Annotated in this window: 10 protein-coding genes; 2 read left to right on the forward strand and 8 right to left on the reverse strand. The window is 35.2% G+C overall.

Translation table 11 applies throughout. From position 1 onward, the window contains the following. Nucleotides 1-17: 17 nt before the first annotated feature. Nucleotides 18-1,694: a M20/M25/M40 family metallo-hydrolase gene (locus CHB72_RS14105; protein ID WP_089283530.1), complete on the reverse strand. Its 1,677-nt coding sequence runs from the start codon at nucleotides 1,692-1,694 to the stop codon at nucleotides 18-20. Nucleotides 1,695-1,951: 257 nt separating this feature from the next. Between CHB72_RS14105 and CHB72_RS14110 the strand changes: the two genes are divergently transcribed. Next, on the forward strand, nucleotides 1,952-3,508 hold the full coding sequence (locus CHB72_RS14110; protein WP_089283531.1) for an amidohydrolase: 1,557 nt from the start codon (nucleotides 1,952-1,954) through the stop codon (nucleotides 3,506-3,508). Next, on the forward strand, nucleotides 3,505-4,860 hold the full coding sequence (locus CHB72_RS14115) for an AfsR/SARP family transcriptional regulator (RefSeq protein WP_089283532.1): 1,356 nt from the start codon (nucleotides 3,505-3,507) through the stop codon (nucleotides 4,858-4,860). Before CHB72_RS14110 ends, CHB72_RS14115 begins: the two co-directional genes overlap by 4 nt. A gap of 241 nt (nucleotides 4,861-5,101) precedes the next feature. Here CHB72_RS14115 and nagA read toward each other — a convergent pair whose 3' ends face one another. From nagA to CHB72_RS14150, 7 genes are all read right to left on the reverse strand, one after another. Next, nucleotides 5,102-6,247 carry an N-acetylglucosamine-6-phosphate deacetylase gene (gene nagA, locus CHB72_RS14120; RefSeq protein ID WP_089283533.1) on the reverse strand — a complete coding sequence of 382 codons (1,146 nt, stop codon included), beginning with the start codon at nucleotides 6,245-6,247 and terminating at the stop codon, nucleotides 5,102-5,104. A 28-nt stretch (nucleotides 6,248-6,275) separates the two neighbouring features. Then, complete coding sequence (gene nagB, locus CHB72_RS14125) at nucleotides 6,276-7,010, reverse strand: glucosamine-6-phosphate deaminase (RefSeq protein ID WP_089283534.1); 735 nt, start codon at nucleotides 7,008-7,010, stop codon at nucleotides 6,276-6,278. Nucleotides 7,011-7,039: 29 nt separating this feature from the next. Beyond that, the gene (locus tag CHB72_RS14130; RefSeq protein ID WP_089283535.1) at nucleotides 7,040-7,888 is read right to left on the reverse strand and encodes a MurR/RpiR family transcriptional regulator; all 849 of its coding nucleotides are present in this window, start codon (nucleotides 7,886-7,888) and stop codon (nucleotides 7,040-7,042) included. A 23-nt stretch (nucleotides 7,889-7,911) separates the two neighbouring features. Continuing rightward, the gene (locus tag CHB72_RS14135) at nucleotides 7,912-8,949 is read right to left on the reverse strand and encodes a MupG family TIM beta-alpha barrel fold protein (RefSeq protein ID WP_089283536.1); all 1,038 of its coding nucleotides are present in this window, start codon (nucleotides 8,947-8,949) and stop codon (nucleotides 7,912-7,914) included. Nucleotides 8,950-9,020: 71 nt separating this feature from the next. Continuing rightward, a complete protein-coding gene (locus tag CHB72_RS14140) occupies nucleotides 9,021-10,460 on the reverse strand; it encodes a PTS transporter subunit EIIC (RefSeq protein ID WP_242975135.1) in 1,440 nt (479 codons plus the stop codon). A 92-nt stretch (nucleotides 10,461-10,552) separates the two neighbouring features. Next, nucleotides 10,553-11,488: an N-acetylmuramic acid 6-phosphate etherase gene (gene murQ, locus CHB72_RS14145; protein ID WP_330397043.1), complete on the reverse strand. Its 936-nt coding sequence runs from the start codon at nucleotides 11,486-11,488 to the stop codon at nucleotides 10,553-10,555. A 265-nt stretch (nucleotides 11,489-11,753) separates the two neighbouring features. Next, entirely contained in the window at nucleotides 11,754-12,377 is a 624-nt protein-coding gene (locus tag CHB72_RS14150; RefSeq protein WP_089283538.1) for a HutD/Ves family protein, read from the reverse strand. Nucleotides 12,378-12,405 lie beyond the last annotated feature (28 nt).

Genomic DNA, 12,405 nt, shown 5'->3' on the forward strand with positions numbered 1-12,405 from the left:
AAATTGGTTTTTAAATTCTATTGTTCAGATAATTGTGTTTCCGACAAAGCCCATTTAATAGCAGTATCTAATAGCACCGGAGTCTTTTCTAACACATCTTTCATATGAACTCTCTCAGTAAATTTGTGTAAATCTTTACCCCATGGACCTACATTAATAACAGGAATGGATAGATCCCTCATAGCTTCGAAGGGAATATCATACATCTTTTCCCATAAAGGCATGTTAGGTCCTATATAAGGAATCACCTCATCACTGTGATGTAATGCCACATAACTCATATCTGAAATTCCCATAAAATAATTTTTCTTATTGTAGGTTTCCTTCCATTCTTTTTGAGCAATATCATTAATTCTTTTGCCTATTTCTTTCACAGTTTTTGATAGTTTTTTAAAATCCTTATTAGCAATATGCGGATAATAGGGTGGAGAAATAGCAATTACTACTATAGGTCTGCGATCTGCAACATATTCCAACACTTTCTCAATTAGAACAAAGTTGCTTTCTGGAATATTGATCTTATTTTTTTGAATTTCCACTATGAGTTCATTAGTAGTATCTTCAAAATCTTTAAGAAATGCGTCTCCTGAATACTGGATTGCTTCCTCGTAAATTTCAGAGAAAGTTTTCACATTTATGCTCCAAGGTAGCTTCTTAACTGACTCCCTACTTTTACTAAGAAACTTGCTGTAATTTTCATTCATTTTATCAATGACTTCTTCAAAGGATTCATCACAAACCTTTTGAAGCTGTGCTAATATCTCCTTAGGTGTCCTGGTAAGTGTTAGAATGCTGAAGTATCCCCCTGATGCTTCTGGAATAGAAGCATCATAGCATTTCTTAGTATCTCTGCAGAAACTCCAAGAGGGAGGTGGAGACACTTCATCTCCCTCTACATCTGAAAACGCTGTATTTAATTCTGTATTAGCCACGATCTGAGACAACAAAACTATAGGATTAAATCCGTGGAAAATATCTCCTATATGGGTTTTCTTTCCTCTTACATAGATAACAGGCATCAGCTTTCCAACTGAACCTTCATAAAAAATGCCTTTATCCTCTTCATCCCGTTGATGCGCTTCTGAATTTACTAAAAGAACATATTCCAAATCGAATTTTTTCTTAATGTCTTTCAGAAGTTTTACGCCTTCTCTCATCCCTGTAGATAAAGATTCTTCATCTGGAACAGATACAATCAAGATATTTCCTTCTAGCCCCTGTTGCTTTGCATATTCCTCTACTAAAGCTATCTGAATAGCTGCTCCCGCTTTCATATCAGCTGCTCCTCTTGCAAAAACCCATTCTCCGGCTTCCAGATCTTTTTTTACTTCATCAGCTATTTCAATATGTTTCAATTTATTTGCCAGTTTAATGGGGTTATAAGCATGATCCTTAAGGATGCCATAATCAAAGGTATCTACAACATCGTGATGATGTAAAAGAACAATGGTTTTTTTCCCTTTTCCTTTTACTAAACCCCAAATAATTGACCTTTTAAGAGAATCTCTTTTTAGTGGGTACATTCCTAATTTTTCTGGATTTGCACGAAAATAGTCTGATTTTCTAAGCTCTTGGTACAGATATGCTTCAATATCCCTTTCCCCAGTTGTTCCTGTATGACTTTTAATTGCTAACAGCTCCATAAATATTTTTTCAATTCTTGTTGCCAGATTACTACTATCTGATTTCTTCATATTGCATCACCTCTTAAATTTTTTTAATTTTCTGAAACCTTTTATTATTAATTATATTTCATTACTGTTTGTAGTAAGTTTGCCCATCGTTTTATTTCCGTTTATCTTCCGTTGTACTCATGTTTTTTTATTAAATTGTTGCAAAGAAAAAGGTCTGCTCTTTTTTTTGAAGAATATATGTAGTGTACATATTGGCTCCGGCTTTAGAGCAATAAAGCCTAAAGAATAGTTTTAAAAAATTTAATGGAGGTCATATCTTGAATGTAGATCTTGTTTTATATAATGGCATTATTATACAAATGAATAAAGATGAATCCATACATAAATCTATAGCAATAAAAGATGGGTTGATTCTAGATGTTGGCAGTAATGAAGATATCAAAAAATACATTGGAGATAATACCTTAACTATAGATCTGAAGGGAAAAACAGTCGTTCCTGGATTTTTTGATTCTCATATGCACCTTATGCCCACTAGCATAAACGAATTAGCTATTAATTTTGAAAAGGCTTCTTCGATTCAGGATGTATTGGATTTGATTGAAGCAAAGAGAAAACAATTGCCACCTAAAAGTATTATTTGGGGCATAAGGCTGGATGAGTTTCAGCTAAAGGAAAGAATACTTCCTACGAAAAACGATTTAGATAAAGTTGCACCAGATCAACCTGTTTTTATCAGTAGTATTGAATTCCACACAGTAACAGTTAATTCTTATGCACTGCATAAAATGAATCTCCCTTTTACTATTAATAGTATTGAGAAAGATAGCAAAGGATTCTCTACCGGAAGGATATACCATCATGCTAGTTTTATAGCTAGAAAAAAAATGTTTGAAATGATCTCTAATGAAGCTCAGGTTCAAGGCCTTAAAACTACGATAGAAAAGATCATAAAAAAAGGTGTTACTTCTCTGGTTGCAATGGAGGGTGGATCTTTGTTTCATGATAGACATGCAGACTTTATATTGAATGAAAAAGATAAACTGCCTATAGATATTGCTATTTTCTACCAAACCACTGATGTGGAAAAAGTTCTCTCTCACCAGCTTCCAAGAATAGGCGGAGATATTTTTCTTGATGGGTCCTTTCGTTCTAGAAATGCTGCTCTATTTGAACCTTATAGTGATTCACCTGGAAATAGAGGTGTCTTATATTTCTCTCAAGAAGAAATAGATGAATTTATACTCCATGCCCATCGGAAGGATCTACAAATTGCAATTCATGCTGTTGGCGGAAGAGCTATCGAGTATCTTTTAAATGCTTACGAAAGGGTTTTGGGTCAACATCCTAAAGTTAACCATCGCCATCGAATAGAGCACTTTGAATTGCCCACTGCCCACCAAATAAAAAGAGCAAAGGACTTAGGCGTTATATTATCCATGCAGCCTACCTATGAATATTTTTTTAGAGAACCCCATGGTATGTATGAAATTCGATTAGGAAAAGAACGTTCACGGCAAACAAATCCTTTTAAAAAAATAGTAGATGCTGGTATCCTTATTGCTGGTGGTTCAGATGGTGATGTCATGCCAGTAGACCCTATATTAGGTATTCATGCAGCTGTAAATCATCCCAATCATAATTATAGAATTTCCCCCTATGAAGCCCTCAAAATGTTTACGGTTAATGCTGCTATAGGTATATTTGAAGAGGATACAAAAGGAACAATTGAAAAAAACAAACTAGCTGATATTGTAATTCTAGATCACAATCCTCTTACTATAGAACCTACTTGTATTAAGGATATAAAAGTAATGTGTACAATAAAGAAAGGTCAAATATTATTTGAAAAAGATTTGGGTGAAATAGTATGATGCTAAACGCAAAATTTATGGGACAGTTGGATTTTTCTATCGATGAAAAATCCATTACTACCTCTCTATCTGAAAAAGCCTGTGGTGTATTATGTTATCTTATGATGAGTTCCCCCAAGTTCCACTACCGAGAGCATGTAGCAGGAATGTTTTGGGAAAAATCTGATAAAAACTCTGCCAGCAGTAATTTAAGATATATTCTATGGATCATTAGAAAAAATTTAGATTCTAATGGGAAGAAAAATCAATATATTCTTAGTCCTAATAAAAGTACAATTAAATTTTCTGAAGAACATATATGTGGTTTAGATGTATTTCAATTTAAAGATTTTATTAAGAAAGCAAATACCCATAAAAGCAGCGAAACAGATAGAATTATACTATTAAAAAAAGCTGCTGAGCTCTATCGAGGAGGCTTTTTAGAAGATTTTTATATTCAAGATGCTCCTATCTTCAATGATTGGGTTTTTTATGAAAGGGAAGATTTACAAAGGCTCTATTTCCAAGTACAATTTAAATTATCAGAAGAGTATGTTAATTTAAGGCAATATAATCAAGCTATTCTCCCCTTAAAGAAACTCATTAAAATTGATCCTTTACATGAAGAATTGTATTACCGTTTAATAAAGCTTTATGCATTATCAGGCCATAGGATTGCCGCTATCGAAGTTTATCAACAGTTGAAGAAAACCCTTCGAGAAGAGTTGAATATTAGTCCTATGAAGGAGACTCAAACATTATTTAAGTCAATATCTACCGGAAGAGAATTAAAAATTCCTGTAACTTTGCCAACGATGATGACAAAAAATGTATATAATCAGTTGGTTCCATATGAAAAGGCAGGTATTCATATGAAGTTTCTAATGGTTTCTTCAAAATCAAAATTAGGAGAATCTCAGAAAAAACTTAAAGAAGTTACATTAAATCATAGAGAAGTCACGATTGAGATTGGTAAGCTTCCTGGTAAGCGAATTCTTTATGAAGGAATCTATGAAATCATAGAAGAATACATTAAACTATTGAAAAATCAAGATGATAGCTCTTATCTCAAAGAAACATTGCTAGAATTGGATAACTTTAAAGAAATTAATTCTTCCAATGAATACTTTCTCTTTCAACAGCTATGTAGTATGTTACAGCGTATTAGTTTAGATAGGATTATTATCAATATACATCATCTTCATTTTTATGATGAGAAAATCTTTGACTTCCTTTCTTTTCTATCAAGAAAATGTCAAAACACCAATATAACAATCTTAGGTGTATTTGATACTTCATGGGATCACCAGAGATTTCAACTGTTTGAAAAGGCATTTCAACAGGAAGAAAACTTTGAATTTATTTATCTCTAATAGCTTTTCTCCCTTAAAACATAGCAAAACCACCTTAATTTTTAATTTAGACGGTTTTGCTGTGTTCAATATAATACTTTACTACATTTAGTACCTCCGCAGGCTCTCTTTTAAACCATAGCACTAGGATATTATTCATTATAAGATACTGTATTCAACATATATTTTTTATTTCCTCTGCTTTCTATTTCCTATATTGTTACCTTTATAACCCATTCTTCTCGTCCATCTAACTTTTCTATTATTTGTCTCCTAATCGTCTGCATCCTTCAACAAATACCATCTTCATTTCAATATTTTCATCAAAAACAATAATATCTGCATCTTTTCCAACCTCGATACTACCTTTTTCCCCTTCTATGCCAATGATCCTCGCAGGATTAAGGGAAACTAAGTTTATTACTTCGTATAAGGGAGCTTTTGTAATCTCCACAAAATTCTTGACGGCTTGATTCAAGGTTAGAATACTTCCTGCTAGGCTTCCATCCTCTAGTTGAGCTTTTCCTTCCTTTACTAATACCGGCTGTCCTCCCAGCTCATACATTCCCTCCTTCATACAACCTGCTCGCATAGCATCAGTAATCAAAGCCAATCTATCCTGCCCTTTTACCTTTAAAATGAATTTGAAAAGTTCTGGATGAACATGAATTTTGTCAGCAATAAGTTCACAAGTGATATTGCTATTGAAAACGGCTCCAACAACCCCTGGATTCCTATGTTGTAAGGGTGTCATGGCATTAAAAAGGTGCGTGCTATGGGAAATACCGGCTTCTATAGCTTCCATCGCCTCCTCATAAGTAGCATTACTATGCCCAATAGATAGCACAGCATTCGACCTCTTTTTGACAGATTCAATAAAAGCTCTGCTCCCTTCTATCTCAGGGGCCATTGTAATAATCTTAATGATATCCACGTAATCTTTAATAAATTCATAATTTGGCTTAATGATATAGTCTTCCCTTTGAGCACCTTTAAATTTTTTATTAATAAAGGGGCCCTCCATATGAACCCCTAATATCTTAGCTCCTGACCATTCCATTGTCGTAGCTTTTTTAACGGCTTCTAAAGCCTTATGGATAACTGGCATATCCATCGTCATGGTAGTAGGTAAAAATCCAGTAGTTCCATTGACCAAAATAGTATTACTTATCATTTTTAGAGCTTCTACCGTTCCATCCATCGTATCACTGCCGCCGGAACCATGAATATGGATATCTATAAATCCTGGAGAAATATAGCAGCCCTTTACATCAATAATTTCTTCTGCATTTTCTTTGTAAAGATCTTTTTTATCACAAATTCCTCTAATTTTCTCATCTATCAATAAACCTTTATCCTCCCATATACCATCCTTTAAGAGAATTTTTCCATTAATTAGCGCCTTCATCTTTATCATCCTTACCTTTATTAAATAACTATATGGCTTCTATCAGCGCTCCTGCTTCTTTATCCACGATTAATGTAATCTCTGAATGAGTTTGAAGAATCGAAGCTGGCACCTGAGTATTTACATATCCACTGGTCATTTCCCTTATAGCTTCTGCCTTATTTCTGCCGCTGGCTAATAATACTATCTTCTTTGCCTTCATAATAGTGGCTATGCCCACTGATAAGGCTTCTTTTGGAACATCTTCTTCCCTTTCAAAAAAACGGCTATTATCATTAATTGTCTTTTCTGTTAATCTCACCAAATGTGTAGTTACATTCAGCTTATCTGCAGGCTCATTAAACCCGATATGCCCATTGCTTCCGATTCCCAATATTTGCAGATCAATACCTCCTGCAATCCGTATCTTTTCTTCATATTCCAAACATTCCTTCACCACATTTTCTCCCATTCCATTTGGGATGTGCATGTGATGCTCTGGTACATTAACATAAGAAAAGAAATTATCCATCATATATCTATAGTAGCTGCTTTCATGTTCTTTTGGTAGCCCATAATATTCATCAAGATTAAAGGTAATAACCTCTGAGAAATCAACTTCTCCTCTTTTAAACATTGCCACCAATTCATGATACATTCCAACAGGCGTGCTGCCTGTAGCTAAGCCTAAAACACTTTTAGGATTTAATATTATCTGACTAGCGACCATCAAAGCTGCTTTCTTACTCATCGTTTCGTAATTCTCTTCTATATATATTCTCATTGGTTGTTGTCACCCCTTATTTATCTTCATCACACTTTAAAATCTTCTACAATCTCCCTTGTATCTTGAATATATTTAGATATTTCATTAAAATTGTTTCTGGCTATTCCAACAAATAGAATATCAATGATGGTTAATTGTGCAATCCTTGAGGCAATAGCACCAGTACGCAAATTTTTTTCTACACTAGCTGTAAATAGATTGATATCCGCCAAATCACTTAATGGATTTTTACCGTACTTTGTAATAGATATGGTGGTAGCACCTCGCTTTTTAGCTGTCCCCATTGCTTTAAATATCTCCAACGTTCTCCCACTGTGAGAGATTCCAACTGCTACATCTTCTTTGCCCATATGAATGGCAGAAGCTAGCTGGGTATGACTATCCATATACATACTGGATCTCTTATTAATACGCATTAGCTTATACTGAAAATCAAGTCCCACCAATCCAGAAGCAGCAACACCATAAATATTAATATGCCTAGCTTTTGTCATAGCATCAATAGCCTCTGTTACTGCATCTTCATCTAATAGACTACTGGTTTCTTCAATTGCATTCATGTTCTCCTGTCCAATTTTATAGATGATTTCTTTAGTAGAGTCATGGATGCTAACAGCCTCGTATACCTTATCCTGCTGTCTATCTTGTAAAACAGCATCCTTTGCTAACCCTAATTTCATCTCTTGGAAACCAGTGTAGCCCAGTTTTCTAGCAAATCGAACTACACTTGGCGCACTAGTTCCCACTTGTTCCCCTAGTTCCGCTGCTGACAAACTAACAATTTCGTCTCCATTTTCCATAACATAATTAGCTATTTTTTTTTCTGTCGGTGTAAACTCTTGATAAACTTCTCTTATTTTTAAAATACAACTCAACCAGCTCTCCTCCTATTTTGCTTTTATTCCTCCAATATAAATTTGAAAGCATCTCCAGGTCTTATCCTGTCAATCAGCAGAGCAGCCTCAGAGACATCACCTACTACATTGACCCTGTCGTCAGCCTTAAAATCCTTTTTTACTATTTGTAATTCACCTTCATATCTCAAATATCCTTCATTATCTATGGTCAAAGAATATTTTTTCCTTTCAATGGTATTCTTTTTTATAATAGGAAGAGTTTTTTTGCCTCTTGCTTCTTCAGAGCGAATAACAAATTCTCCTGGATCCATGCGATTAGTATGGATGTTAGAAATAATCTGTCTTTCTCCTTTACTGAGACTTGCTATTTTTAAAGGAAGGGTATAAATCTTCCTTTTAATTTTACTTAAATCCTCTATTTCCTTCTCTAGAGCAAAAGCATCTCCCAAAACAATTAAATCTATATCAGAGGCTAATAAGTGCTGGGCAGCTACAATAGGATGGATGTCTCTGTGACATTCCAGTGTAGGTAGGCCTTCATAAATGGGTCCTCTTTTTCCTCCCCTTGAAGGTATAAAGGCCATAATCTTCAAACCATACTCCTTGAAAGCCTGATTTCTCTCCATAAGCAAATCATAGGCTATACCCGTGTCCCGTCTAGGATAATAATTATGACCAACCTCCATCTTTTCCATCAAAGCCCCTGCTTCTACTAGTTTTTGCAGATAGCCTTTGTCTATGGTACTGCCGTTTATTTGAATTTTAAAGGGATAATTTCTTGTAAAGGCGGCTACTTCTTCTATGGTAAAGCCAAAGTCCAACCTTAAAGCATAGATGTTATATGCTTTAAGGTTGACTTTATCCATAAAACCTTTTGAAACATCTGCGATAACTTGCATATCTAGTTCTCTGGTTTTTCGCAGAATTTCTTTTGCTTCTAAATAAACCTTTTCATTAGCTTCTGGGATGTGTAGAGAGGTAAACACAGTATTTATACCATGTCTATGGGCCATTTCCAAGTAGTTTAAGTTGTCCTCCAGATTATAATCCATACCTGTATAAACTGAAATTCCGAGCATTTATATCCTTCTCCTCTCCATTGTTCCTCTATACTTCTAGATTTCCAAGATGCTTTTTAAAGATATTCCTTTTAAACATTTGCTACATCAGTATCTTTAATAAACAACCGAGTAATAATAAAACCACCAGTATAGGATATGAGTATACCAATTATATAATGTATCATTGAACTTGGCTGCATAAGAGGTACTGCTACCAGACCAGAAGGTCCCCAGGCTGTCGCCATAACCTTAGTAGCCATAACATAAGCGCCCCCAAAGCCCGCACCTAATCCTGCAGTAATAAAAGGTTTTCCTAAAGGCAAAGTAACACCATAAATTAGTGGCTCCCCTATCCCTAGAATGCCTGCCGGCAGCGCTCCAGCAATGACTTGTTTCATTCTATGATTGTTAACTTTTTTACTAATCATATAGATGGCAATTGCAGCTCCTACTTGACCAGCACCTGCCATCGCCAACACGGGAAATAAAGATACTCCCCCAAAGGTCTCCAATTGTATGGCATAAATTGGTATTAGACCATGATGTAACCCTAACAATACCATTGGCAGAAATACAGCTGATAATATATATCCTGAAATGATACTAATAATAGTATTATCTGAACCAATGATTACACTCAATCCCTTTACTAGCCAATCGGATACTACACCTGATACCGGCATGATAATAAATACAAAAATCACTGCCGTAACAAGAAGAGCAACAATAGGAGTAATAATTAAGTCCAGTACATCAGGAACCCTTCTTCTAACAGCTCTTTCAATCTTTGCCAGAAGATATACACCGATAATAACACCTATAATGCCGCCTTTACCTGTTGTTAAAATAGAATTCAATGGTACTTCAGCGTCGTACAGCCCGAAGAGTTGAGCGATATTTACAATTTGAGCCGCAATTGACATGGCTCCTACCATCCCTCCAAGTGCTTCAGTAGCACCAAATCTTTTAGCAGCATTTACCCCGGTAAATATAGCAAAATAACCTAAGAAACTGGTACCGATAAGTGCAAAAACAAGCCGGATTACTTCCCACATTTGGCTACCTTCTGGTAACGCCCCCTGCTGCATCATTGTACCAATTAAACTGCTAAATCCATTAAATATACCCGCAGCAATAATTGCTGGAATAAGAGGTATAAATATACCTGCAATTGCTTCTAACGCTGTTTTTAATTTGTTCTGTTTTTGGTTCTTTTTAATAGCCGCTTTATTGCTTTGCCAATCTTCAGTTACCGTCGAAGCTTGAGTTATTCCAAATTCATCCGCAAGAAGGTCTGCCACCTTTTTGGCTTTCCCTGGACCCACTACAACTTGAAGTGTCTCTGCTTCAACTACTCCCAATACACCCTCTACTTCTTTTAATTCTTTGATGTTCACTTTCGACTGGTCTTTTACTTGGATTCGCACCCTCGTCATACAATTAGCAGCGGTTATGATATTACCTTTGCCACCTACTAATTCAACAATTTTGCTAGCTAATTCTTTATTAGCTATAGACACATTAGCCATAAAAAACACCCCTTTTTTTATAATCAATAGGAAATTATATACCTTTCATAATTATAGATAAGCTATAATTTCCGTAATTGGTTTCAACAAAGTTATCCTTTAAAGCTTCCAAAAGAAGACTTTCTTACAGACTCCAGTGCTTTTCTTACATAGCCATGATTCTTTTCTAGTATTTCTCTTGCTTCCTCTATAAGCGGTATCTTTGATAAAATCAAGAAGATTGCAAGCTTAACATCGTAATCAGTTTCTTTCAAGTATTTTTCTGTCGTCTCTCTAGATACTCCCGTAGCTTCCATCACAATTCGTTTGCATCGCTCAATTAGCTTTAGATTGGTTGCCTCCACATCCACCATCAAATTTTCATAAACCTTTCCTAGCTTAATCATGGCTCCTGTTGAAAGCATATTTAGAACCATCTTTTGTGCAGTTCCTGCCTTCATTCTGGTAGAACCAGTAACCACCTCTGGCCCAACAATTGGATTGATAGCGATAGTTGCAAGCTTTGACATGTCACTTCCAATGTTGCATGTGACAGAAATTGTTTGAGCCCTAAGAGTATTTGCATACTTCATTGCTCCGATTACATAAGGTGTTCGTCCACTGGCTGCTATACCTACCAAAACATCCTTATGATTGAAGCTAATTCTTTCAAGGTCTAATCTTCCTTCATCTTCGTTATCTTCAACACCTTCTATTGCTTTGAAGATTGCCTCCGTACCTCCAGCGATTAATCCTTGTACCAGGGAAGGGTCTGTTCCGTAGGTAGGAGGGCATTCAGAAGCATCCAATATACCAATTCTTCCACTAGTACCTGCCCCAATATATATCAATCTACCCCCTTTTTGCAACTGCTCTGCTATAAGGTCTACTGCTGTCGCTATGTTAATAAGTTCTTCTTCAACAGCCAATGCAACTTGTCTGTCCTCATTGTTAATAATCTGCATCATTTCTAAAGTAGACATACTGTCGATATTTTTACTATTTTCATTTCTTTCCTCTGTTGTCATTCCGTTTAAATTGATCTGCATCAGTATCCCCCAATTCTTATAAGTTACTTCTTTTTTTCCGTAAAAATCATATGTTTTATAAATTTTCTGTAATTTAATTATAATGCATTTGAAATTATATTACAATATTTTTTTATTTTTTTGTAATTATATTTCTTTCCTATGTGTTTTTATTTTTAAACTTATATGGGTTTATCCTTATAAAGTATCGATTACAAAAACAAATCCATCTAACCAAAGACCTTAGATGGATTTGTTTTCTTTTTCGGTATGAAATTTCGTTATACTAATCATTGTAGTAAATAGTCACTCTGATTATCATCATTTCCTCTTCTCTTCTATTATAAAAATTAATATTGTGTTCATCTTTGGATAATCCCGTTATAGAGAAAAAATCTCCTTCACCTAAGCTTATTTCATCATTTCCCACAGCTATACAGGGACTACCCTTAACAATATAAAATGCCTCTGTTATTTGTTTTACTTTATTATCCTCATCACTTTTTAAGATTTCAACACACTTCTCTCTTACTATCTTCAAAGCCTCTAATGTTCCAGTGACCCCTTCTGCCATCATCAAGTTAAAGTCTGTTACTTTTCCATAGCTTTTCGTTGTCCAATCCCCCATAAAGCTGTCCTGTTGATAAGGACTTAACATCACCTTATACCTTCCCTCATGTTCTAAAGCTAATTCTCCTTCGACAACCATCAGTATTCGTGAAAATCTTGGTAAGTGTGTGAATTCTGATTCCACCAGCTCCACCTTAGCAGAGCTTACTCTCCATTTAAAATCTCTGTTACCATAATCAGCATCCTCAGGATAAATCATAAGCTGTGTCGTAGTTCCGCCAGCCCACTGGCTGATTTGATGCTGTTCTTTCCTTACAATCTTTATAGTATTTTTTTCCATATGCACCTCTCCCCTCTACTACTATATA

The organism is Anaerovirgula multivorans (assembly GCF_900188145.1).
Classification (GTDB): Bacteria; Bacillota; Clostridia; order Peptostreptococcales; family Natronincolaceae; genus Anaerovirgula; species Anaerovirgula multivorans.